The sequence below is a fragment of the Streptococcus mitis genome, assembly GCF_047464965.1.
Taxonomy (GTDB): domain Bacteria; phylum Bacillota; class Bacilli; order Lactobacillales; family Streptococcaceae; genus Streptococcus; species Streptococcus mitis_DU.
In genome coordinates, this window is the sequence record NZ_JASHAT010000014.1 from 1 (window position 1) to 24647 (window position 24647).

General features: G+C 41.7%; 25 protein-coding genes. 23 read left to right on the forward strand and 2 right to left on the reverse strand.

The annotated features are described in order from the left end of the window. Window positions 1-448: 448 nt before the first annotated feature. The 15 genes from QM408_RS08655 to whiA all read left to right on the forward strand — a co-directional run bounded on the left by QM408_RS08655 (window position 449) and on the right by whiA (window position 13060). Window positions 449-1207, forward strand: a complete 759-nt coding sequence (locus QM408_RS08655; RefSeq protein WP_261057370.1) for a class I SAM-dependent methyltransferase — start codon at window positions 449-451, stop codon at window positions 1205-1207. A gap of 85 nt (window positions 1208-1292) precedes the next feature. Then, on the forward strand, window positions 1293-1805 hold the full coding sequence (locus QM408_RS08660; RefSeq protein WP_001049318.1) for an adenine phosphoribosyltransferase: 513 nt from the start codon (window positions 1293-1295) through the stop codon (window positions 1803-1805). Between the two features lie 182 nt (window positions 1806-1987). Continuing rightward, complete coding sequence (gene metA, locus QM408_RS08665; RefSeq protein WP_414374259.1) at window positions 1988-2932, forward strand: homoserine O-acetyltransferase MetA; 945 nt, start codon at window positions 1988-1990, stop codon at window positions 2930-2932. 8 nt (window positions 2933-2940) lie between these two features. Beyond that, window positions 2941-3618, forward strand: a complete 678-nt coding sequence (locus QM408_RS08670) for a DnaD domain-containing protein (protein ID WP_414374262.1) — start codon at window positions 2941-2943, stop codon at window positions 3616-3618. Between the two features lie 97 nt (window positions 3619-3715). Next, the gene (gene tpiA, locus QM408_RS08675; protein ID WP_004269852.1) at window positions 3716-4474 is read left to right on the forward strand and encodes a triose-phosphate isomerase; all 759 of its coding nucleotides are present in this window, start codon (window positions 3716-3718) and stop codon (window positions 4472-4474) included. Window positions 4475-4511: 37 nt separating this feature from the next. Next, the gene (lytC, locus tag QM408_RS08680) at window positions 4512-6122 is read left to right on the forward strand and encodes a choline binding-anchored murein hydrolase LytC (protein WP_414374265.1); all 1611 of its coding nucleotides are present in this window, start codon (window positions 4512-4514) and stop codon (window positions 6120-6122) included. 532 nt (window positions 6123-6654) lie between these two features. Continuing rightward, a complete protein-coding gene (locus QM408_RS08685; protein ID WP_414374268.1) occupies window positions 6655-7173 on the forward strand; it encodes a Dps family protein in 519 nt (172 codons plus the stop codon). Window positions 7174-7303: 130 nt separating this feature from the next. Further along, window positions 7304-7810: a dihydrofolate reductase gene (locus QM408_RS08690; RefSeq protein WP_414368575.1), complete on the forward strand. Its 507-nt coding sequence runs from the start codon at window positions 7304-7306 to the stop codon at window positions 7808-7810. Further along, window positions 7810-7980 (forward strand): hypothetical protein, encoded by a 171-nt coding sequence (locus QM408_RS08695; RefSeq protein ID WP_000442260.1) that lies wholly within the window; start codon window positions 7810-7812, stop codon window positions 7978-7980. The genes QM408_RS08690 and QM408_RS08695 overlap by 1 nt, the downstream gene beginning before the upstream one ends. Window positions 7981-8016: 36 nt before the next feature. Then, window positions 8017-9249, forward strand: coding sequence for an ATP-dependent Clp protease ATP-binding subunit ClpX (gene clpX, locus QM408_RS08700; RefSeq protein ID WP_012972566.1), 1233 nt, complete (start codon window positions 8017-8019; stop codon window positions 9247-9249). Window positions 9250-9257: 8 nt separating this feature from the next. Beyond that, window positions 9258-9845: a ribosome biogenesis GTP-binding protein YihA/YsxC gene (gene yihA / locus QM408_RS08705; RefSeq protein ID WP_414374271.1), complete on the forward strand. Its 588-nt coding sequence runs from the start codon at window positions 9258-9260 to the stop codon at window positions 9843-9845. A gap of 10 nt (window positions 9846-9855) precedes the next feature. Beyond that, on the forward strand, window positions 9856-10236 hold the full coding sequence (locus QM408_RS08710; RefSeq protein WP_001140420.1) for a RidA family protein: 381 nt from the start codon (window positions 9856-9858) through the stop codon (window positions 10234-10236). Between the two features lie 51 nt (window positions 10237-10287). After that, the gene (rapZ, locus tag QM408_RS08715; RefSeq protein WP_049499710.1) at window positions 10288-11178 is read left to right on the forward strand and encodes an RNase adapter RapZ; all 891 of its coding nucleotides are present in this window, start codon (window positions 10288-10290) and stop codon (window positions 11176-11178) included. Next, window positions 11175-12152: a YvcK family protein gene (locus QM408_RS08720; protein ID WP_023943688.1), complete on the forward strand. Its 978-nt coding sequence runs from the start codon at window positions 11175-11177 to the stop codon at window positions 12150-12152. Before rapZ ends, QM408_RS08720 begins: the two co-directional genes overlap by 4 nt. Beyond that, window positions 12149-13060 (forward strand): DNA-binding protein WhiA, encoded by a 912-nt coding sequence (gene whiA, locus QM408_RS08725; RefSeq protein WP_049546606.1) that lies wholly within the window; start codon window positions 12149-12151, stop codon window positions 13058-13060. Before QM408_RS08720 ends, whiA begins: the two co-directional genes overlap by 4 nt. Before the next feature lie 423 nt (window positions 13061-13483). Here whiA and QM408_RS08730 read toward each other — a convergent pair whose 3' ends face one another. Next, window positions 13484-14452, reverse strand: coding sequence for an NAD(P)/FAD-dependent oxidoreductase (locus QM408_RS08730; protein WP_414374275.1), 969 nt, complete (start codon window positions 14450-14452; stop codon window positions 13484-13486). 244 nt (window positions 14453-14696) lie between these two features. Between QM408_RS08730 and cdaA the strand changes: the two genes are divergently transcribed. From cdaA to QM408_RS08770, 8 genes are all read left to right on the forward strand, one after another. Next, a complete protein-coding gene (gene cdaA / locus QM408_RS08735; protein ID WP_125448153.1) occupies window positions 14697-15554 on the forward strand; it encodes a diadenylate cyclase CdaA in 858 nt (285 codons plus the stop codon). Continuing rightward, window positions 15541-16320: a CdaR family protein gene (locus QM408_RS08740; protein WP_020903051.1), complete on the forward strand. Its 780-nt coding sequence runs from the start codon at window positions 15541-15543 to the stop codon at window positions 16318-16320. Before cdaA ends, QM408_RS08740 begins: the two co-directional genes overlap by 14 nt. A 24-nt stretch (window positions 16321-16344) precedes the next feature. Next, on the forward strand, window positions 16345-17697 hold the full coding sequence (glmM, locus tag QM408_RS08745; protein WP_033685398.1) for a phosphoglucosamine mutase: 1353 nt from the start codon (window positions 16345-16347) through the stop codon (window positions 17695-17697). Between the two features lie 73 nt (window positions 17698-17770). Then, window positions 17771-18145 (forward strand): DUF1149 family protein, encoded by a 375-nt coding sequence (locus QM408_RS08750; RefSeq protein WP_001050081.1) that lies wholly within the window; start codon window positions 17771-17773, stop codon window positions 18143-18145. 1 nt (window position 18146) lies between these two features. Further along, window positions 18147-18995 (forward strand): DegV family protein, encoded by an 849-nt coding sequence (locus tag QM408_RS08755; protein ID WP_000762173.1) that lies wholly within the window; start codon window positions 18147-18149, stop codon window positions 18993-18995. Between the two features lie 505 nt (window positions 18996-19500). Continuing rightward, complete coding sequence (gene dapB, locus QM408_RS08760; protein ID WP_004257858.1) at window positions 19501-20268, forward strand: 4-hydroxy-tetrahydrodipicolinate reductase; 768 nt, start codon at window positions 19501-19503, stop codon at window positions 20266-20268. After that, window positions 20265-21464, forward strand: a complete 1200-nt coding sequence (locus QM408_RS08765) for a CCA tRNA nucleotidyltransferase (RefSeq protein WP_004257862.1) — start codon at window positions 20265-20267, stop codon at window positions 21462-21464. Before dapB ends, QM408_RS08765 begins: the two co-directional genes overlap by 4 nt. Continuing rightward, the gene (locus tag QM408_RS08770; RefSeq protein WP_084948095.1) at window positions 21461-23332 is read left to right on the forward strand and encodes an ABC-F family ATP-binding cassette domain-containing protein; all 1872 of its coding nucleotides are present in this window, start codon (window positions 21461-21463) and stop codon (window positions 23330-23332) included. Before QM408_RS08765 ends, QM408_RS08770 begins: the two co-directional genes overlap by 4 nt. 36 nt (window positions 23333-23368) lie before the next feature. Here the strand turns inward: QM408_RS08770 and mntE are convergent, their stop codons facing one another. Beyond that, window positions 23369-24553, reverse strand: a complete 1185-nt coding sequence (gene mntE / locus QM408_RS08775) for a CDF family manganese efflux transporter MntE (protein WP_004257881.1) — start codon at window positions 24551-24553, stop codon at window positions 23369-23371. Between the last annotated feature and the right edge of the window lie 94 nt (window positions 24554-24647).

Here is a 24647-nt window from a genome sequence, read left to right on the forward strand (position 1 = left end):
CATATGAATCTTTCTAATGAGTTGTTTCGTCGCTTTTCATTATAGGTCATATGGGACTTTTTTTCTACACAAAAATAGGCTCCATAATATTTATAGGAGATTTACCCACTACAAATATTATAGAGCCGGTTTTTTCGGCTCTTTGTCAACTGTAGTGGGTAGAAGGAAAGCTAAGCTCGAGAAAGGACAAATTTCGTCCTTTCTTTTTTTGAGTATAACAGCCATGTCGTTCATCTGAGATGTAAGTACTCCGTGGTTACCATCTACTAGTGAACCTATATGCGTATACTACGTGAGCAATTGAATTCGAACTAGAGAGTTAATTAATAGATTTATGCCATAATCATGGCAGACTGTATGCGTTTGATTATAGTTCATCAAAAACTAGATTAGAATTGTTAGATAATATCATTTTATGTTATAATGAAGAAAAAACAGAGGTGTTCAAATGTCAGAAGCAGGTCATAAGTTTTTAGCAAAACTGGGGAAAAAACGCTTACGTCCAGGTGGAAAACGTGCCACAGATTGGTTAATTGCGGAAGGAGGATTTTCAAAAGAAAAGAGAATTCTAGAGGTTGCGTGTAATAGGGGAACTACAGCAATTGAGTTGGCACAGCGTTTTGGTTGTAAGATAACTGCTGTTGATATGGATGCTCAAGCTTTAGAAGTGGCTAAAAAATCTGCTGAAACGGCAGGTGTTGCTCATTTAATCAGTTTTGAAAGAGCAAATGCAATGAAACTTCCTTATGAAGATGCTAGTTTTGATATTGTTATAAATGAAGCTATGCTGACTATGCAAGCCGATCAAGCTAAGAAAAAATGTGTAATGGAGTATCTAAGGGTTTTAAAATCTGAAGGTCTTCTCTTGACACATGATGTGCTTCTTAAGGAAGCTAAAGAGCCTGTCAGACAGGAACTGTCACAAGCAATTCATGTAAATGTAGGTCCTTTAACTCAAGATGGTTGGGAAGAGGTGATGATAGAATCAGGTTATCGTGATGTGAAAGTATTGACTGGTGAAATGACATTAATGAAATTATCAGGTATGATTTATGACGAAGGTTGGCTAGGAACTTTGAAAATTTGTGTAAATGCTTGTAAAAAGGAGAATAGAAAGCAGTTTTTAACTATGTATAAAATGTTCGCTAAGAATAAAAAGAAATTGGGCTTTATTGCTATGGCTAGTTATAAATCGTCAAATCGTTAGATAATCATTGATGTTAACTTTTCCTTTCTTCTTTCTTAAAAAATATGCTATAATAGAGAGTAAAAACTTTGAAAGAAAGAAAAAGATGAATTTAAAAGATTACATTGCAACAATTGAAAATTATCCAAAGGAAGGGATTACCTTCCGTGATATCAGTCCTTTGATGGCTGATGGAAATGCTTATAGCTACGCTGTTCGTGAAATCGTTCAGTATGCTACTGATAAGAAAATCGATATGATTGTAGGTCCTGAAGCTCGTGGATTTATCGTGGGCTGTCCAGTTGCCTTTGAGTTGGGAATTGGTTTTGCGCCTGTTCGTAAGCCAGGTAAATTGCCACGTGAAGTCATTTCTGCTGACTACGAAAAAGAATACGGGGTTGATACCTTGACTATGCATGCTGATGCCATTAAGCCAGGTCAACGTGTTCTTATTGTAGATGATCTCTTGGCAACAGGTGGAACTGTTAAGGCAACAATCGAGATGATTGAAAAACTTGGTGGTGTTGTAGCAGGTTGTGCCTTCCTTGTTGAATTGGATGAATTGAACGGTCGTGAAAAAATCGGTGACTACGATTACAAGGTTCTTATGCATTATTAATCAAAAACAGTCCCTAGGGCTGTTTTCTCTACATTAGGATATAAAAAAAGACTATAGCTAGTTAGAGAAAAACTATAATTGAAAACTATATCTTCTTGCAGTATAATAAAAGGACTAGGTGTTTGAGATTTGGCTTCAAACATATGCAATTATTCCTGAAAGAGTACAGTTAGGAGAGGGTTATGCCGATTCGAATTGATAAAAAATTACCAGCTGTTGAGATTTTGCGGACAGAGAATATCTTTGTCATGGATGATCAACGTGCTGCCCACCAAGATATCCGCCCTTTGAAGATTTTAATCTTAAATCTTATGCCACAAAAAATGGTCACAGAGACCCAGTTGTTGCGCCATTTGGCTAATACACCCCTGCAACTGGATATTGATTTTCTCTATATGGAAAGCCACCGTTCTAAAACAACTCGCTCAGAGCACATGGAGACCTTCTATAAAACTTTTCCTGAAGTTAAGGACGAGTATTTTGATGGGATGATAATCACGGGTGCTCCAGTTGAGCATTTACCATTTGAGGAAGTGGACTATTGGGAGGAATTCAGTCAGGTAATCGAGTGGTCTAAGACTCATGTCTATTCGACCCTTCATATCTGTTGGGGTGCTCAGGCGGGACTCTATCTGCGTTATGGGGTTGAAAAATACCAGATGGACAGTAAATTATCAGGTATTTATCCTCAGGATGCTTTAAAAGAAGGGCACCTTCTCTTTAGAGGCTTTGACGATAGCTATGTATCTCCTCATTCACGGCATACGGAGATTTCTAAGGAAGAAATCTTAAATAAAACCAATCTAGAGATTTTATCAGAAGGACCTCAGGTTGGGGTTTCGATTTTGGCTAGTCGTGATTTACGAGAAATTTATAGTTTTGGGCATTTGGAATATGACCGTGATACCTTGGCAAATGAATATTTTCGAGATCGTGATGCAGGTTTGGATCCTCATATTCCAGAAAATTACTTTAAGGATGATGATGTCAACCAGACACCTTGTCTTTGTTGGTCTTCATCAGCAGCCCTCTTTTTCAGTAACTGGGTGAACTATGCTGTCTATCAGGAAACCCCTTTTGACTGGAGAAAAATAGAAGATGATGCTTCTGCATTTGGGTATTTATAAGAGGAATTATGACATATTTAGACGCTTTTAAATCAGGGAACTTGGTTTTACCGAGTGCCCTGCTCTTGCATTTTAAGGAACTCTTTCCTTCCAGCGACGATTTTCTGGTCTGGCAATTTTTCTATTTGCAAAATACGACATGCTTAGAAGAAATGTCCCCAAGCCAGATTGCTGAAAGGATTGGCAAGGAAATTTCGGAAGTCAATCAGGCTATTTCCAATCTTACGGAAAGAGGGCTGCTCCAGTATCGTACTATCGAATTGAATGGTGAAATTGAATTGCTTTTTGATGCTAGTTTGGCTTTGGAACGTTTGGATAATTTGCTTGGAGCAGCTCATTCAAGTTCAGACCAGCTGATACCTCAAAATCAGCTCAAGGATTTGGTAGAGACCTTCCAGCAGGAATTAGGGCGCTTGTTGACTCCTTTTGAGATTGAGGATTTGACCAAGACACTAAAGGAAGATGGGACCAGTGCTGACTTGATAAAAGAAGCTCTTCGTGAAGCTGTTTTGAATGGAAAACCAAACTGGAAGTACATTCAGGCGATTTTGAGAAATTGGCGCCATGAAGGCATTAAAAGTGTGGTTCAAATAGAGGCCAAGCGGGCAGAGAGAGAAGCAAGCAATCCTCAGTTGACACAGGTATCGGCAGATTTTAGAAATGCTATGGATCTCTGGAAGGATTAATCCTTGTAAGCAGGCTTGAAATCCGAGTAAGATTTGCAAGCTGTGTCTAATTGTGATAAAATAAATAGAAAATAAATTGAAAAAAGAGGTATGTGAAATGTCACGTAAACCATTTATCGCTGGTAACTGGAAAATGAACAAAAATCCAGAAGAAGCTAAAGCATTCGTTGAAGCAGTTGCGTCAAAACTTCCTTCATCAGATCTTGTTGAAGCAGGTATCGCAGCTCCAGCTCTTGATTTGACAACTGTTCTTGCTGCTGCAAAAGGTTCAAACCTTAAAGTTGCTGCTCAAAACTGCTACTTTGAAAATGCAGGTGCTTTCACTGGTGAAACTAGCCCACAAGTTTTGAAAGAAATCGGTACTGACTATGTTGTTATCGGTCACTCAGAACGCCGTGACTACTTCCATGAAACTGACGAAGATATCAACAAAAAAGCAAAAGCAATCTTTGCAAACGGTATGCTTCCAATCATCTGTTGTGGTGAGTCACTTGAAACTTACGAAGCTGGTAAAGCTGCTGAGTTTGTAGGTGCTCAAGTATCTGCTGCATTGGCTGGTTTGACAGCTGAACAAGTTGCTGTATCAGTTATCGCTTACGAGCCAATCTGGGCTATCGGTACTGGTAAGTCAGCTTCACAAGACGACGCACAAAAAATGTGTAAAGTTGTTCGTGACGTTGTAGCTGCTGACTTTGGTCAAGAAGTTGCAGACAAAGTTCGTGTTCAATACGGTGGTTCTGTTAAACCTGAAAACGTTGCTTCATACATGGCTTGCCCAGACGTTGACGGTGCCCTTGTTGGTGGTGCGTCACTTGAAGCTGAAAGTTTCTTGGCATTGCTTGACTTTGTAAAATAATTAGTAAGTAGCAAAAGCTAGGTGGAACAGCATTCAGATGTCTGTTCCATTTTTTATAAGGGAGGAAAGATTGAAAACAAAGATTGGAAAAATTGGATTAGCAAGTGCCTTTTTGCTTGGATTGATCGTTAATCAGGTGGCTGCAAATGAAGCTGAAGTGAAAGCATCTTCGGAAGAAAGCAGTGTTCAAGCTTCTTCTAGTAAGGTAGAAGAAAAGAAATCAGAAACGACTACAGATCAAAAAGAAGAAGAGAAAAAGGTTGAGACTTCTTCTAGTCAGCGTCCAGAGAAAAAGGAAGAAGTAAAAGAGACGCGAGCTAGTAGTCAGAATGAAGAAAGTAAGTCAACTTCAACATCAGCACATTGGGAAGGTGACTTCTATGTAAAAGCAGATGGTTCAAAAGCTAAGAGTGAATGGATTTTCGATACTAGCTACAATAGTTGGTTCTATATAAAAGCAGATGGTCGTTATGCCCAAAAAGAATGGCATGGAAACTATTACCTTAAAGCGGGTGGTTACATGGCTAAAAATGAATGGGTTTACGATAACAATTATAAGAGTTGGTTCTACCTCAAGTCAGACGGTTCTTATGCAGAGCAAGAATGGCAGAAAATCAATGGCAAATGGTACTATTTCAAGAAGTGGGGCTATATGGCTAAAAGTCAGTGGCAAGGAGATTATTTCTTGAATGGTCAAGGTGCTATGATGCAAAACGAATGGCTTTACGATAATCATTATAAGAGTTGGTTCTATCTTAAGGCAGACGGTTCTTATGCTAATGAACAGTGGCAAAAGATTGATGGAAAGTGGTATTATTTCAAGAAGTGGGGATACATGGCTCAAGATGAGTGGCATGGAAACTACTATCTTACTGAAAGTGGTGTCATGGCAACAGGTGAGTTAATCATGGACGATACTCGTTATACTTTTGCCGATTCAGGGGAACTGAAAGAAAAGAAAGCCTTGAATGTTGGTTGGGTTTATAGAAACGGACACCGTTATTTCTTTAACCATCGTGAAGAACAGGTCGGAACTGACCGTGCTAAGAAGGTTATTGATGTCAGTGAGCATAATGGCCGCATTAGTGATTGGAAAAAGGTTATCCAGGAAAATGGGGTTGATGGCGTTATTGTTCGCTTGGGATATAGCGGTGTAGAAGATAAGGAATTGGCTTATAATATTCAAGAACTTAATCGACTAGGCATTCCTTATGGTGTTTATCTTTATACCTATGCAGAAAATGAAACAGATGCTGAGAATGATGCCAAGCAGACTATTGAACTCTTGAAGAAATACAAGATGAATTTGTCTTATCCAATCTACTATGATGTTGAAAATTGGGAATATGAAAATAAATCTAAGAAAGCTCCATCAGATACAGACACTTGGGTTAAAATCATTAATAAGTATATGGAAACCATGAAAAAAGCAGGTTATCAAAATGTGAAAGTTTATAGCTATCGTCAACTTTTGCAAACTCGTTTGAATCATCCAAATATTTTACAACATGTAAACTGGGTTGCGGCCTATACGGATGCACTTGATTGGAATAATCCTCATTATTCAGGAGAAAAAGGATGGCAATATACTTCATCTGACTCTCTTAAAGGGATTCGAGGACGTGTGGATGTCAGCGTCTGGTATTAAGCTGTAAAACTGAGAAAGAGAGTGGGACAGAAATAGGTAATTCGTTAGAATTCGATTTCGTCGTACCACCTCCACACAGTTGAGTAGGGCTGTAAAAGCTGATGAAGTCAGCGTAGTAGAGCCCACTCAACTACTGCGTCTTGCTTGACAATCTAAAGAAAAAGAGGCTAGGGCTTTTGTCCCAGCCTCTTTTTCTTTATTTTAGTGCTGTTAAGAAGGTTTGAAAGTTATACTCAATGAAAATCAAAGTGCAAACTAGGAAGCTAGTCGCGGGTTGCTCAAAGACCTGCTTTAAGGTTGTAGATAGAACTGACGAAGTTAGCTCAAAATACTGTTTTGAGGTTGGAGATGGAAGCTGCCGTTGTTTGAAGAAATTTTCGAAGAGTATTATTCTAAAAAATCTTAAATTATCAGTCTATTGCAACTTTTCTCATGTGAGTCATTTGGCTTGCTATTGGTTTTCCATAGTAGTATACTAAGGGAGTAACCAGTAAGAAGTGGTTACAAATAATAATGAATGAGGTAAAATAAAATGGTAGAATTGAAAAAAGAAGCAGTAAAAGACGTAACATCATTGACAAAAGCAGCGCCAGTAGCATTGGCAAAAACAAAGGAAGTATTGAACCAAGCTGTTGCTGATTTGTATGTAGCTCACGTTGCTTTGCACCAAGTACACTGGTACATGCGTGGTCGTGGTTTCCTTGTATGGCATCCAAAAATGGATGAGTATATGGAAGCTCTTGACGGTCAATTGGATGAAATCAGTGAGCGTTTGATTACACTTGGGGGAAGCCCATTCTCTACTTTGACAGAATTCCTTCAAAACAGTGAAATCGAAGAAGAAGCTGGTGAATACCGTGATGTTGAAGAAAGCTTGGAACGTGTTCTTGCTATCTACCGTTACTTGTCAGAACTCTTCCAAAAAGGTTTGGATGTCACTGATGAAGAAGGTGACGATGTGACAAACGGTATCTTCTCAGATGCTAAAACTGAAACTGATAAAACAATCTGGATGCTTGCCGCAGAACTTGGACAAGCACCTGGTTTGTAAGAAACAATAGCAACATATATAAATCTGTAAGAAATTTCTTACAGATTTTTTCTATCTTGTAAGCTATTCCAAACCAGTCTTTTTTTGAGTTTTTTGATAAAATAGTACTATCAGTGAAAAGGATGGAAGCATGACTAAGAAAATCGTAGCTATTTGGGCCCAGGATGAAGAGGGTGTGATTGGTAAGGACAATCGTCTGCCTTGGCATTTGCCAGCAGAACTGCAACACTTCAAAGAAACAACTCTGAATCATGCTATCTTGATGGGGCGCGTGACCTTTGATGGGATGGGGCGTCGCTTGCTTCCAAAACGGGAGACCTTGATTTTGACTCGTAACCCAGAAGAAAAGATAGATGGGGTTGCTACTTTTCACGATATCCAGTCTGTCCTAGACTGGTATCAGGGTCAAGACAAGAATCTTTATATTATCGGTGGAAAGCAGATTTTTCAGGCTTTTGAACCCTATTTGGATGAAGTAATTGTCACTCAAATCCATGCTCGGGTGGAGGGAGATACCTATTTCCCTGAAGATTTTGACTTGTCCCTTTTTGAGACGGTTTCAAGCAAATCTTATACCAAAGATGAGAAAAATCCTTATGATTTTACCATCCAATACCGCAAGAGAAAGGAAGTCTAATGGAACGTAGTATATTTGGTTTTTTCACAGCCATGCTGTGTTTGGTCTGCTTGCTTGCAGGAGCACAGGCTTTTCGTAAAAAGCGTTATGGACTTTCTGTCCTGCTCTGGTTAAATGCCTTTACTAATTTGGTCAATAGTATTCATGCTTTTTACATGACCTTATTTTAGATAGAATGACAGTATAGAATAGAACGGAAGGAAATCATGCCTACAAATAGGAATAATGATATGATGGTTTATTGCTCATTTTGTGGCAAAAGCCAAGAAGAAGTACAAAAAATAATCGCTGGGAACAACGCCTTTATCTGTAATGAATGTGTGGAGTTGGCCCAGGAAATCATTCGGGAGGAGTTGGCCGAGGAAGTCTTGGCAGACTTGTCTGAGGTACCAAAACCAATCGAACTACTCCATATCTTGAACCACTATGTAATCGGTCAAGATCGTGCCAAACGTGCCTTGGCAGTGGCAGTTTACAACCACTACAAACGCATCAATTTTCATGATACGCGTGAAGAGTCGGAAGATGTGGATTTGCAGAAGTCAAACATCTTGATGATTGGCCCAACTGGTTCTGGGAAAACTTTCTTGGCCCAGACCTTGGCTAAGAGCTTGAATGTACCTTTTGCGATTGCGGATGCAACAGCTCTTACTGAGGCTGGTTATGTGGGTGAGGACGTGGAAAATATCCTCCTCAAACTCTTGCAGGCTGCTGACTTTAACATTGAACGTGCAGAGCGTGGCATTATCTATGTGGATGAAATTGACAAGATTGCCAAGAAGAGCGAGAACGTGTCTATCACACGTGATGTTTCTGGTGAAGGTGTGCAACAAGCCCTTCTCAAGATTATTGAGGGAACAGTTGCTAGCGTACCGCCTCAAGGTGGACGCAAGCATCCACAACAAGAGATGATTCAAGTGGATACTAAAAATATCCTCTTCATCGTGGGTGGTGCCTTTGATGGCATTGAAGAAATCGTCAAACAACGTCTTGGAGAAAAAGTCATTGGATTTGGTCAAAATAACAAGGCGATTGACGAAAACAGCTCTTACATGCAAGAAATCATCGCAGAAGATATTCAAAAATTCGGTATTATCCCTGAGCTGATTGGACGCTTGCCTGTTTTTGCAGCTCTTGAGCAATTAACGGTTGATGACTTGGTTCGTATCTTGAAAGAGCCAAGAAATGCCTTGGTCAAACAATACCAAACCTTGCTTTCTTATGATGATGTTGAGTTGGAATTTGACGACGAAGCCCTTCAAGAAATCGCCAATAAGGCTATCGAACGCAAAACTGGTGCGCGTGGTCTTCGCTCGATTATCGAAGAAACCATGCTAGATGTCATGTTTGAAGTACCGAGTCAGGAAAATGTGAAATTGGTCCGTATCACAAAAGAAGCTGTCGATGGAACGGATAAACCAATCCTAGAAACAGCCTAGAGGTGACTATGGAACTTAATACACACAATGCTGAAATCTTGCTCAGTGCGGCGAATAAATCCCACTATCCGCAGGATGAACTGCCAGAGATTGCCCTAGCAGGGCGTTCTAATGTTGGCAAGTCTAGCTTTATCAACACCATGCTGAACCGCAAGAATCTAGCCCGAACATCAGGTAAACCTGGTAAAACCCAGCTCCTGAACTTCTTTAACATTGATGACAAGATGCGCTTTGTGGATGTGCCTGGTTATGGCTATGCCCGTGTTTCTAAAAAGGAACGTGAAAAGTGGGGGCGCATGATTGAGGAGTACTTAACGACTCGGGAAAATCTCCGTGCGGTTGTCAGTCTAGTTGACCTCCGTCATGACCCATCAGCAGATGATGTGCAGATGTACGAATTTCTCAAGTATTATGAGATTCCAGTCATCATTGTGGCGACCAAGGCGGACAAGATTCCTCGTGGTAAGTGGAACAAGCATGAATCATCAATCAAAAAGAAATTAAACTTTGACCCAAGTGACGATTTCATCCTCTTTTCATCTGTCAGCAAGGCAGGGATGGATGAGGCTTGGGATGCAATCTTAGAAAAATTGTGAGGAAAAGAAAATGGCAAAAACAATTCATACAGACAAAGCTCCAAAGGCTATTGGACCATATGTTCAAGGAAAAATCGTTGGCAACCTTTTGTTTGCTAGTGGTCAAGTTCCCCTATCTCCTGAAACTGGGGAAATCGTTGGAGAAACGATCCAAGAACAGACAGAACAAGTCTTGAAAAACATCGGTGCTATTTTGGCAGAGGCAGGAACTGACTTTGACCATGTTGTCAAAACAACTTGTTTCTTGAGTGATATGAACGACTTTGTTCCTTTTAACGAGGTTTACCAAACGGCCTTTAAAGAGGAATTTCCAGCTCGTTCAGCTGTGGAGGTAGCTCGTCTTCCTCGTGATGTAAAAGTCGAAATCGAAGTCATCGCAGAGATTGGATAAGCTAGTTGAAGTTTGGTTCTGCCAAACTTCTTTTGATATAAGGAGAAAAAGATGACAAAGAAACAACTTCACTTGGTGATTGTGACAGGAATGAGTGGTGCAGGGAAAACAGTTGCCATTCAGTCCTTCGAAGATTTGGGTTATTTTACTATTGATAATATGCCTCCAGCTCTCTTGCCTAAGTTTTTGCAGTTGGTGGAAACAAAGGAAGACGACCATAAGTTGGCCTTGGTAGTAGATATGCGTAGCCGTTCTTTCTTCTCAGAGATTCAAGCTGTTTTGGATGAGTTGGAAAACAAGGAAGAACTGGACTTTAAAATTCTCTTTTTGGATGCAGCAGATAAGGAATTGGTCGCTCGTTACAAGGAAACCAGACGGAGTCATCCATTAGCTGCAGATGGTCGGATTTTGGATGGAATCAAGCTGGAACGTGAGCTCTTGGCACCTTTGAAAAATATGAGTCAAAATGTGGTGGATACGACTGAACTCACTCCACGTGAGTTGCGTAAAACCATTGCAGAGCAGTTTGCGGATCAGGAACAAGCCCAGTCTTTCCGTATCGAAGTTATGTCTTTTGGCTTTAAATATGGAATCCCGATTGATGCAGATTTAGTCTTTGATGTTCGATTCTTGCCAAATCCCTACTATCTACCAGAACTGCGTAATCAAACGGGAGTGGATGAGCCAGTGTACGACTATGTCATGAACCATCCTGAGTCAGAAGACTTTTATCAACATTTATTGGCCTTGATTGAGCCGATTTTGCCAAGTTACCAAAAGGAAGGTAAGTCCGTTTTGACCATTGCCATGGGTTGTACGGGTGGTCAACACCGTAGTGTGGCCTTTGCTAAACGCTTGGCGCAGGACTTATCCAAGAATTGGCCTGTCAATGAAGGGCATCGCGACAAGGACCGAAGAAAGGAAACGGTAAACCGTTCATGAGAAAACCAAAGATAACGGTGATTGGTGGAGGGACTGGGATCCCCGTCATTCTTAAAAGTCTACGTGAAAAAGATGTGGAAATCGCTGCTATCGTAACGGTGGCGGATGATGGTGGTTCTTCAGGTGAACTCAGAAAAAATATGCAGCAGTTGACACCGCCAGGTGATCTTCGGAATGTCCTTGTGGCCATGTCAGATATGCCTAAGTTTTATGAAAAGGTCTTTCAGTATCGCTTCTCTGAAGATGCTGGAGCCTTTGCTGGCCATCCATTGGGTAATCTCATTATCGCAGGCCTGTCAGAAATGCAGGGTTCGACCTATAATGCCATGCAGTTATTGAGCAAATTTTTCCATACCACTGGGAAGATTTATCCTTCCAGTGACCATCCTTTGACCCTACACGCAGTCTTTCAGGATGGGACAGAGGTGGCTGGAGAGAGTCATATTGCAGACCATCCAGGCATGATTGACCATGTCTATGTGACCAATACCCTTAACGATGATACGCCTCTGGCTAGCCGTCGAGTGGTGCAGACCATTCTTGAAAGTGACATGATTGTCCTCGGACCTGGTTCTCTCTTTACCTCGATTTTGCCCAATATCGTGATTAAGGAAATCGGGCAGGCGCTTTTGGAAACCAAGGCAGAAATCGCCTATGTCTGCAATATCATGACCCAACGTGGGGAGACGGAACACTTTACAGATAGTGACCATGTGGAAGTCTTGCATCGTCACCTTGGCCGACCTTTTATCGACACTGTCTTGGTGAATATCGAAAAAGTGCCTCAGGAATACATGAATTCCAACCGTTTTGATGAATACTTGGTGCAGGTGGAACATGATTTTGCTGGTCTTTGTAAGCAAGTTCCGCGTGTGATTTCATCCAACTTCCTTCGTCTGGAAAATGGGGGTGCCTTCCACGATGGAGATTTGATCGTGGATGAGTTGATGCGCATTATAAAGGTGAGAAAATGAGTTTCACAGTAGCAGTAAAAGAAGAAATTCTAGGTCAGCACCATCTGAGCCGGCATGAATTATCTGCCATTATCAAGATGTCTGGTAGCATCGGTCTTTCGACTTCGGGCTTGACCTTGTCTGTCGTGACAGAAAATGCCAAACTGGCTCGGCACCTCTATGAGTCCTTTCTCCATTTCTACGAAATCAAATCGGAAATCCGACACCACCAACGGAGCAATCTTCGTAAGAATCGGGTCTATACCGTTTTTACAGATGAAAAGGTGCAGGACTTATTGAGTGATTTGCACTTGGCAGACTCGTTCTTTGGTCTGGAAACAGGTATTGATGGGGCGATTTTATCAGACGAGGAAGCAGGCCGTGCCTATCTCTGTGGCGCTTTCTTGGCAAATGGCAGCATTCGTGACCCTGAGTCAGGTAAGTACCAGTTGGAAATCAGTTCTGTTTATTTGGACCACGCGCAAGGGATTGCCTCTCTTCTCCAGCAGTTTTTACTGGATGCTAAGGTTCTTGAGCGTAAGAAGGGAGCTGTGACCTATCTCCAGCGAGCCGAAGATATTATGGACTTCTTGATTGTCATCGGAGCCATGAAGGCGCGTGATGATTTTGAGCGAGTTAAGATTTTACGAGAAACCCGTAACGACCTTAATCGTGCTAATAATGCTGAAACGGCGAATATTGCTCGGACAGTTTCTGCCAGCATGAAGACTATCAACAATATCAGCAAAATCAAAGATATCATGGGCCTAGAAAATCTACCAGTAGATTTGCAGGAGGTAGCGCAGTTGCGAATTCAGCACCCAGATTACTCTATCCAGCAGTTAGCAGATAGTCTCAGCACTCCTCTGACCAAAAGTGGTGTTAACCACAGACTCAGAAAAATCAATAAGATAGCCGATGAGTTATAAAGATATAAAACACCTCTTTCTTGACAATTAAATAGAGTATGTGAGATAATAAAGGGGAATTGAGAAGTTCTAGCATTTTAGTGCTAACAGAAATCCCCTCGGTACTGCAATACTGAGGGGATTTTTTTCTGGGTTAGATAGCACTAACCAGGAAGGTTACTTGTCGAAGTGATCGTCTAACCAACGAGTCACCAGCCATGAGATGATACTCTCGATGACTGCGATAAGTACTATTTTGAGAAGTTCTAGCATCTGTAATACCTCCTTTTCCAAGGCGTATTGTTAGTGCCGTCCCTATTATATCACATGTTTTATCAGTTTGATAGGCATTTTTATTTTTGTTAAAGAAGGGGGAAATATGAGCTAACAAATTAGCCGATGAACTATAAAACCACGAATCCTATGTGACTCGTGGTTCTTTTTCTATAAACTAGTAGAGTGTTTTGGTTGTACTTTTTGTTCTGGGTCGATGTAGTTAATGGCATTGTTAACAGCGGTTGGTGCTTCTCCAAGCCCTGTCGCAATCAGATCAATTTTTCCGTCATAGTAGCAACAGTCACCGATAGCATAGATACCTGCTTGGCTAGATTCTTGCTTGCTATTGACGATAATCTTGTGACGGTTGAGGTCCAGACCCCAGTTTTTAAGGTTACCAACAGAAGATTTGAAACCATAGTTGACAAAGAGGTGGTCTAGGTCAATAGTTTCTGTTTCATCAGATTTGACTTTTGTGATTTCAAGTTTATCGAGTATTTTTCCATCTCCAAGGAGTTGGCTAGGGACGAATGGTGTCTTGATGATCACAGAAGATTCCTGCAAAGCTTGGACACTGTGTTCCAAGGCGCGGAAATTATCTCTGCGGTGAACAAGGGTAGTTGGTGCAATTTTTTCAAAAGCCAAAGCCCAATCCACAGCCGAGTCTCCTCCACCAAGAATCGTCACTTTCTTACCAGCATATTGCTGGATGTTGGAAACGTGGTAGTGGATATTTTCATAGTCTTCAACGCCTTCTAGTTCCAGAGGACGTGGTTTGAAGGCACCGCCCCCCATAGCGATGATAACAGTTTTAGACAGGTGACTTCCTTTAGAAGTTGTAATTACAACGCCTTCTTCTTGTTTTTCAATCTCAAGAACCGTTTCATTGAGATGAATAGGGGTATCAAAGCCGTTTAACTGTTCAATCAAGCGGTTGGTCAACTCTTCTCCAGTCAGGTTTGGGAAACCTGGTACGTCTAGGATTTCCTTTTCAGGATAGAGAATAGCAGGCTGTCCACCTAGTTGAGGAAGGGAATCGATGATTTGGACCTTTGCTTGGCGTAGGTGGGCGTAAAAGGCCGCAAAAAGCCCGACAGGACCGCCACCTACAATAGTGATATCATAGAGTTGAGACATGGTTTCTCCTTTGTTTTTTCTAGTCATACTCTTCGAAAATCAAATTCAAACCACGTCAGCGTCGCCTTACCGTACTCAAGTACAGCCTGCGGCTAGCTTCCTAGTTTGCTCTTTGATTTTCATTGAGTATCAGTTTATTTTATCATATTTTTTCTTTAATTTAAAATGAAGTAGGATAGGGAAAAAAATGTCAGAAAAATGGTATAATAGAAAGGAACGTGTTTGGACAGAGAGGAGACAGCAGATGAACTTTCAACAATTATCCAACCTGCAATATTGGACTAGCTTGTTTTCTAGTCCTTGGAGTATTGCCATCAATGTGTTTGATATTTTGATTGTGGCCTATATTTTATATCGTTTTACAAAAGCGATAGCTGGCACCAAGATTATGATTTTGGTGCGTGGGGTCGTGATCTTTGTATTAGCCCAGGTTGTGGCCAATATCCTTGATTTAACAACGATTTCTTGGTTGATTAATCAGATTATCACCTATGGGGTTATTGCTGCGGTTGTTATCTTCTCTCCAGAGATTCGGACTGGTTTGGAACGCTTGGGAAGGGCGACAGATTTCTTTTCTACTGCTCAAATTAGTGCAGAGGAGCAAATGATTCGTGCCTTTGTCAAGTCGGTTGAATATATGAGTCCTCGTAAGATTGGTGCTCTGGTTGCCATCCAACGAGTTCGGACCTTACAAGAATACATTGCGACAGGGATTCCTTTGGATGCCAATATTTCAGCTGAACTCCTTATTAATATCTTTATCCCCAACACTCCCCTACACGATGGTGCTGTGATTATCAGAGAAAATCGAATAGCAGTAACCTCTGCCTATCTTCCCTTGACAGAAAGCACAGGGATTTCCAAGGAATTTGGGACCAGACACCGGGCGGCTATCGGTTTGTCAGAAGTATCCGATGCCTTGACCTTCATCGTCTCAGAGGAAACAGGAGGCATTTCTATTACCTATAACGGTGTTTTCAAGCACGACTTGACGATTGAAGAATTTGAAGCAGAGCTACGAGCAATTCTTTTGCCAGCTGTTGAGGAAAAAGTCAGTTTCAAGGACCGTTTGCTAGGAGGTTGGAAATATGAGAAAAAATAGTCTATATATCATTTCATCTCTCTTTTTTGCTTGTGTCTTATTCATTTATGCAACGTCAACCAACTTTCAAAATAGCAATACCGCAAGGCAGGTCAAATCAGAAACCTACACCAATACGATAACGAACGTTCCTATCGATATTCACTATGATGCTGACCAGTATTTTATTAGTGGATTTGCATCAGAAGTTTCAGTGGTATTAACCGGAGCTAATCGTGTGACCTTGGCCAGCGAAATGCAGGAGAGCACTCGTAAGTTTAAGGTAACTGCTGATTTGACGGATGCCAGTGTTGGAACAATTGAAGTTCCCTTGAATATTGAAAATCTTCCAAGTGGATTGACTGCTGTGGCAACGCCTCAAAAGATTACAGTGAAAGTTGGGAAGAAGGTTAAGCGAGATGGGATGATTGTTGTGCCACAAGTTGACCAAAGCCAGATTGATTCCAAGCTACAAATTGATAGTGTAACCGTGTCAAACGAACGAGTTTCTGTCACAACTGACCAAGAAACACTAGCTAAAATTGATCGTATTATTGCGCTTTTACCAACTAGCGAACGGATTACAGGAAATTATAGTGGTTCAGTACCTTTGCAGGCAATCGATCGCAATGGTGTTGTCTTACCGGCAGTTATTACTCCGTTCGACACAACAATGAAGGTGACTACAAAACCAGTAGCACCAAGTTCAAGTACATCAAATTCAACAACAAGCAGTTCGTCGGAGACATCTTCATCAACGAAAGCAACTAGTTCAAAAACGAATTAAAAATAGGAAAAGGATTTTATAAAAATGGGTAAATATTTTGGGACTGATGGAGTCCGTGGAGAAGCTAACGTAGAATTAACACCAGAATTGGCCTTTAAACTAGGACGTTTTGGAGGCTATGTTCTCAGTCAACATGAAACGGAAGCACCGAAAGTTTTTGTAGGACGTGATACACGTATTTCAGGAGAAATGCTAGAATCAGCCTTGGTGGCGGGACTCCTTTCTGTGGGGATTCACGTCTACAAACTTGGTGTCCTTGCAACACCAGCAGTAGCTTACTTGGTAAAAACTGAAGGAGCCAGTGCAGGTGTCATGATTTCTGCTAGTCACAACCCAGCCCTTGATAATGGGATTAAGTTCTTTGGTTGTGATGGCTTCAAACTGGACGATGAAAAAGAAGCAGAAATTGAAGTCTTGCTAGATGCTGCGGAAGATACTCTTCCTCGTCCAAGTGCTGAAGGCTTGGGAACCTTGGTAGATTATCCAGAAGGCTTGCGTAAGTATGAAGGCTACCTTGTTTCAACTGGAACTCCTCTTGAAGGAATGAAGGTTGCCTTGGATACGGCCAATGGGGCAGCTTCTACTAGTGCCCGTCAAATCTTTGCAGATCTTGGCGCTCAATTGACGGTTATCGGGGAAACACCAGACGGTCTTAACATCAACCTTAATGTTGGTTCAACCCACCCAGAAGCCCTTCAAGAAGTGGTCAAAGAAAGCGGGTCAGCGATTGGTTTGGCCTTTGACGGAGACAGTGACCGCTTGATTGCTGTTGATGAAAATGGTGAGATCGTTGATGGTGATAAAATCATGTACATCATCGGGAAATACCTTTCTGAAAAAGGACAATTGGCTCAAAATACAATCGTGACAACTGTTATGTCTAACCTTGGTTTCCACAAGGCCTTGGATCGTGAAGGCATTAACAAGGCAGTCACTGCAGTTGGCGACCGCTACGTTGTTGAAGAAATGAGAAAATCAGGCTACAACCTTGGTGGTGAACAGTCTGGTCACGTCATCTTGATGGACTACAATACAACAGGTGATGGACAATTATCTGCTGTTCAATTGACAAAAATCATGAAGGAAACTGGTAAGAGCCTGTCAGAGTTGGCAGCAGAAGTAACCATCTATCCACAAAAATTAGTCAATATCCGAGTGGAAAATGCTATGAAGGAAAAGGCTATGGAAGTGCCAGCTATCAAGGACATCATCGAGAAGATGGAAGAAGAAATGGCAGGGAATGGGCGTATCCTTGTTCGTCCAAGTGGAACAGAGCCCCTCTTGCGTGTTATGGCAGAAGCGCCTACAACAGAAGAAGTGGACTACTATGTTGATACTATCGCAGATGTAGTTCGAGCTGAAATCGGGATTGACTAAATCCTAGAAAACTAGATGAAAATAAAAAATTATGGTACAATAGCTTATAATATTGTAGCCAAGGGAGAAAGACATGAATCTTAAACGTGAACAAGAATTTGTTAGTCAGTATCATTTTGATGCGCGTAATTTTGAATGGGAAAATGAAAATGGAGCTCCTGAAACTAAGGTGGATGTGAACTTCCAACTAATTCAACATGACCAAGAAAATCAAGTGACTTCCTTGATTGTTGTCTTGAGTTTTATGATTGTATTTGATAAATTTGTCATCAGTGGAACCATTTCACAGGTGAACCATATCGATGGTCGTATTGTTAACGAGCCAAGTGAATTGAACCAAGAAGAAGTGGAAACCTTGGCTCGTCCATGTTTGAACATGCTCAACCGTTTGACTTATGAAGTAACTGAGATTGCATTAGACTTACCAGGAATCAATTTGGAGTTCTAATATGAAATTAGCTGTTATCACAGATTCCTCTGCCTATCTCAGTGCAGATACCTTGCAAAGAGAAGATTTATTTGTCTTGGATATTCCTGTTAATATTGATGGTGAGGAGTATGTCGAAGGTATCAATCTGACTGCTGAGGAATTTTACCAAAAAATGGCTCAGGCCTCTGAATTGCCTAAGACCAGTCAACCAAGTATTGCCAAGTTAGATGAGATTCTAACTTCGCTCAAAGAACAAGGTTACACCCATGCTTTAGGGCTTTTCCTATCTTCTGGAATTTCAGGTTTTTACCAAAATATCCAGTATATGGTGGATGACTATGAGGGCTTAACCATTGCTTTTCCAGACACTTTAATCACAAGTGCTCCTCTGGGTATCATGGTTGAAAGTGTCTTTAACTGGCGAGACCAGGGCGATGACTTTGCCATTATTCAGGATAAGCTAGCTATTCAGATTAGTCACACATCTGCTTTCATCATGGTGGATGACTTGGACCACTTGGTTAAAGGGGGACGCCTTTCAAATGGAGCTGCGATTTTGGGCAATCTGCTAAGCATTAAGCCGATTCTTTATTTTAATGACCAAGGTGTGATTGAAGTGTACGAAAAAGTTCGTACTGAAAAGAAAGCAACCAAGCGTTTAATTGAGATTATCAAGGAAGCAACAGCTTCAGGCCAATACCGTATCATTGTCATTCACGGGAATGCTCCTGAAAAGGCTGAAGAATTGCGTCAGCACTTGCTAGATTCTGAAGTGGGTACGGATATTTCACTTGCTACATTTGGTAGTGTCATTGGAACACACCTAGGAGCAGGAAGTATTGCTCTGGGTTATATTCCAGTGATTTAGTTAGCACTTCTAGACTAGTTAAGAAGGCTTGTATCTTAGAAATTGAACACGGACTACCTGCCTCTTGAAAAAAGATGTCTGTCTTGCCTTTTGTGGAAAGTCAGCGCCATCCCCTATTTTTCACGGGCAGCTAAGGCCCTTTGTATCTTGATAATTGAACACGCCTGGAACCCTCTGTGAAAAAGATAGTTCTTCCAAGGAGGGAGGAGACACTCCTTGATTAGAACTCCTATTTTCACTCTGTGTTCTTACAGGCTTTGTATCTTAGAAATTGAACACGGATTACCTGCCTCTTGAAAAAAGATGTCTGTCTTGCCTTTTGTGGAAAGTCAGCGCCATCCCCTATTTTTCATGGGCAGCTAAGGTCCTTTGTATCTTGATAATTGAACACGCCTGGAATCCTGTGTGAAAAAGATAGGTCTTCCAAGGAGTAGATACTCCTTGATCAGAACTCCTATTTTCACTTTGTGTTCTTGCAGGTTTTGTATCTTAGACAGGAGTAGAGATGAGTATTCGAGTAATTATTGCTGGTTTTAAGGGAAGGATGGGCCAGGCTGCTTGTCAGATGGTCTTGGCTGATCCAGACTTGGACTTGGTAGCAGTTTTGTATCCCTTTGAGTCTGAATCAGAATGGCAGGGTATTCCTGTTTTCAAGGATAAGGCTGATTTAGCAGGCTTTGAAGCGGATGTCTGGGTAGACTTTACTACTCCAACTGTTGCCTATGAAAATACACGCTTTGCTCTTGAAAATGGCTTTGCTCCAGTGGTTGGAACGACAGGCTTTACTAGTGAAGAAATTGCAGAACTAAAAGCATTTTCTCGTGAACAAAATTTGGGTGGCTTGATCGCTCCTAATTTTGCCTTAGGTGCTGTTTTACTCATGCAATTTGCGACGCAGGCTGCCAAATATTTCCCAAATGTGGAGATTATCGAGCTTCATCATGACAAGAAAAAGGATGCACCGAGTGGAACTGCTATTAAAACAGCTGAGTTAATGGCAGAAGTTCGAGAGTCTATCCAGCAGGGTGCAGCAGATGAGGAAGAATTGATTGCAGGTGCTCGTGGTGCTGACTTTGATGGCATGCGCATCCACTCAGTTCGTTTGCCAGGCTTGGTAGCCCATCAGGAAGTCATCTTTGGCAATCAGGGAGAAGGATTGACCCTCCGTCATGACTCCTATGATCGCAGCTCCTTCATGACAGGGGTGAATTTGGGAATTAAAGAAGTTGTCAAGCGTCATGAGCTTGTCTATGGATTAGAACACTTATTATGAGATTAACGCAAATGCCTTCTGAATTTCAGAAGGCTTTACCAGTATTAGAAAAAATTAAAGAAGCAGGTTTTGAGGCCTATTTTGTTGGAGGTTCTGTTCGAGATGCCCTCCTCAATCGTCCTATCCATGATGTGGATATTGCGACGTCTTCTTATCCAGAAGAAACCAAGCAGATTTTTCCGCGAACAGCCGATATCGGAATCGAGCATGGAACTGTCTTGGTCTTAGATGGGGACGAGGAGTATGAGGTGACTACTTTTCGGACAGAGGATGTCTATGTGGACTATCGCAGACCCAGTGCGGTCTCTTTTGTGCGCTCGCTAGAAGAAGACCTCAAACGCCGTGATTTCACAGTCAACGCCTTTGCCTTGGACGATACAGGAGAAATCATTGACTTGTTTCATGGTTTAGAAGATTTGGAAAAGCAAGTCTTACGAGCAGTTGGAGTGGCAAGTGAGCGTTTCAACGAAGATGCTTTGCGGATTATGCGTGGTTTCCGTTTTCAAGCCAGTCTTGGTTTTGAACTTGAGACAGAAACGTTTAAAGCAATGAAGACCTTGACGCCACTTTTGGAGAAAATTTCTGTGGAGCGTACCTTCGTTGAGTTTGATAAACTCTTGCTGGCTCCATTTTGGAGAAGGGGTTTGGCTTCCATGATTGAGAGTCAAGCTTATGACTATCTCCCTGATATGGCAGCTAGCCAGGACAAGCTCAATAGACTGTTTGATTTAGAGACTGATTTTACTTTTGAATCCTCTGAACAAGCCTGGGCGGCTTTACTGTGGGCTTTGGAGATTGAAAATGCGCAGCCATTTTTGAAGGCTTGGAAGACCTCACGTCAGTTTGCTAAGCAAGTTCAGGATTTACTGACTATTTTGGCCTTGCGTGAAAAGGGAGAATTGAGCAAGCGCGATTGTTATCGCTTTGACTTGGATTTGCTTTTACAGGCTGAAAATCTTCGTCAGGCTCAAGGAAAACCAGTCAACCCACAAGTCATCACAGAAACCTACCAGAGTCTGACCATTCATGACAAGAAAGAAATTCAGATTAATGGTGGCATTTTGATTAAGGAATATGGCTATCAACCAGGCCCAGACTTGGGAGAGATTTTAACAGAGATTGAATATGCCATTGTCGATGGAGAATTGGAAAATGACCGTCAAGCCATCCATGCTTACTTGAGGGAGAAAAAATGAGTGATTTTATCGTTGAAAAACTAAGTAAATCCGTCGGTGATAAGACCGTTTTTAAGGATATTTCCTTTATCATCCATGACCTAGACAGAATCGGTCTGATTGGTGTCAATGGGACTGGCAAGACCACCCTTTTAGATGTCCTTTCTGGTGTTTCTGGCTTTGATGGGGATGTCAGTCCTTTTTCAGCTAAAAATGATTACCAGATTGGTTACTTGACTCAGGACCCTGATTTTGATGATAGCAAGACGGTCTTGGATACAGTCCTATCCAGCGATCTCAAGGAAATCCAGCTCATTCGTGAGTATGAGTTGATTATGCTCAACTACAGTGAGGACAAGCAGGCGAGTTTGGAACGGGTCATGGCTGAAATGGACTCTCTCCAAGCTTGGGAAATTGAGAGTCAGGTTAAGACGGTTCTCAGTAAACTGGGTATTCAGGACTTATCTACTCCTGTTGGGGAATTGTCAGGTGGTTTAAGAAGACGGGTCCAGTTGGCACAAGTCTTACTTGGTAATCACGACCTTTTGCTTTTGGATGAGCCGACCAACCATCTGGACATTGCGACTATTGAGTGGCTGACCCTCTTTTTAAAAAATTCCAAGAAGACCGTCCTTTTTATCACCCACGATCGTTATTTCCTAGACGCTTTGTCAACACGTATTTTCGAGTTGGATCGCGCAGGTTTGACCGAGTACCAGGGAAATTACCAGGACTATGTTCGCCTAAAGGCGGAACAGGATGAGCGCGACGTGGCTCTACTTTATAAAAAGGAACAACTTTATAAGCAAGAATTGGCCTGGATGCGCAGACAACCGCAGGCGCGTGCGACCAAGCAGCAGGCTCGTATCAATCGTTTCCATGACTTGAAGAAAGAAGTTTCAGGTGGTGCTGCTGAGACAGACTTAACCATAAACTTTGAAACCAGTCGGATCGGTAAAAAAGTCATCGAGTTTCAGGATGTTTCCTTTGCCTATGAAAACAAGCCTATTTTGCAAGATTTTAATCTCTTGGTGCAGGCCAAAGATCGTATTGGAATCGTTGGGGACAACGGTGTTGGAAAATCAACCCTGCTCAACCTGATTGCTGGCAGTCTTGAGCCGACAGCAGGACAAGTTGTGATTGGGGAAACAGTTCGCATCGCCTATTTTTCTCAACAAATTGAGGGCTTGGATGAAAGTAAGCGAGTTATCAATTACTTGCAGGAAGTGGCAGAAGAGGTCAAGACCAGTGGTGGTTCTACGACTTCGATTGCAGAGTTGCTGGAGCAGTTCCTTTTCCCACGTTCGACGCATGGAACCTTGATTGAGAAATTGTCTGGGGGAGAGAAAAAACGTCTTTATCTCCTCAAACTGCTCTTGGAAAAACCAAATGTTCTTCTCTTGGACGAACCGACAAATGACTTAGATATTGCGACCTTGACAGTTTTGGAGAATTTCTTGCAAGGATTTGCAGGACCTGTTTTGACAGTTAGCCACGACCGCTATTTCTTGGATAAGGTAGCGACCAAGATTCTCGCTTTTGAGGATGGCAAGATTCGTCCTTTTTTTGGTCATTATACCGATTACCTTGATGAAAAAGCCTTTGAAACAGAGTTGGTCAATCAGGTGCAAAAGGCCGAAAAGGAGAAAGTAGTCAAGGTTCGAGAAGACAAGAAACGCATGACCTACCAAGAAAAGCAGGAGTGGGCAAGTATTGAAGGTGATATTGAAGCCTTGGAAAACCGTATCGCTGCTATTGAAGAGGAAATGCAGGCCAACGGCTCTGACTTTGGCAAACTGGCTACTCTTCAGAAAGAGCTAGATGAGAAAAACGAAGCACTCCTTGAAAAATACGAACGCTATGAGTATCTAAGTGACTTTGATAGCTAGAAGAATAGAAAAATCCCGTCTCATGACAGGATTTCTCTATTCTTTTTTAGTTTCTTGATGAAAGATATTTTGCCAAGTTTCGTGGCGACGCCAGATACTGGTATGGACGATACCATCTAACTCATAGCAGATGAGTTTGGTCTTCTGACTGATGGAAGTGATCTGGATATCCTTGATAGCTGAATTCAAGTCTTTTTCGGCTTTATAGGCCTCTTTATCCATCTGATTTCCGTCTTGACGAATATAGACAAAATCGTCAGCCAAGAGTTCTTCCAGTTGATTTCCCTGATCAATCAATTGTTCGCGCATCAGCAATTTTTTATAGACATTGTCTAAAATTTCATCCTCAGGGATAGGTGCTGGCTCAATATGGACATCGGTATCAAAGACTCCAAAACGTTCCTCCAGCATAGACTCGACCTGATCCGCAATTTCATGGCTTTCAAAAACAGATAAGTCAGGATTCATTTCTAGCGTAATATCAAGGTAGATATTGCTACCGTAGGTACGACCTCTTTGAGACTTAACCTTGCTGATTTTGGGAATTTCCATGATGGCCTTTTGATAATCCTCAAGCAGACGGTCGTCAAAACCATCTGAAAGACTAAAGGAAGACTCGATAAAGATATCATAGGCAGTTTTCAAGATAAAGAAAGTGATGACGATGGCAACCAGTTTATCCACAATCGGATAATTAAAGCTGCTAGCCAGGATGGCAATGGTAGTACCAAGTGAGGTGACAGCATCAGAAAGATTGTCCTGGGCGGCAGCCTTCAGTGCTTTGGAGTTGGATTTCTTACTGAGGCGAGTGTTATAGAGATAAACCACAAACATAATCGCTGCAGAAATGATTCCTAGAGTGGCACCAAGAGGATCAATGACTGTTTCTTCACGACTGATAATCTTTTGAATGGTATCCCTCAGCACATCAAAGCCAACATAGAACATGATGATAGAAGTGACCAAGCTAGCCAAATCCTCAATCTTCCAGTGACCAAAACGGTGGTCTCGGTCAGCAGGTTGGCGCGCCATTCGAATCCCAATCAAGAGGGCTACATTTCCAATGATGTCGGACACGTTGTTAAAACCATCGGCTACCAAACTGGATGAATGAAGGAGATGTCCAGTAGCCAATTTTGCTGCAGACAAGAGCAGGTAGGTCGAAATACTGATAATGGCACCACGTTCCGCCAACTTGAGATTTGAAATAGATTGCTTCATTCAACTTCCTTTCTAGTCACATAGCATTCTACCATTATACTGGTTTTCAAGGGAAAATTCAAATAAGGCAGTTTTTACTCTTTGAAAACTTTTC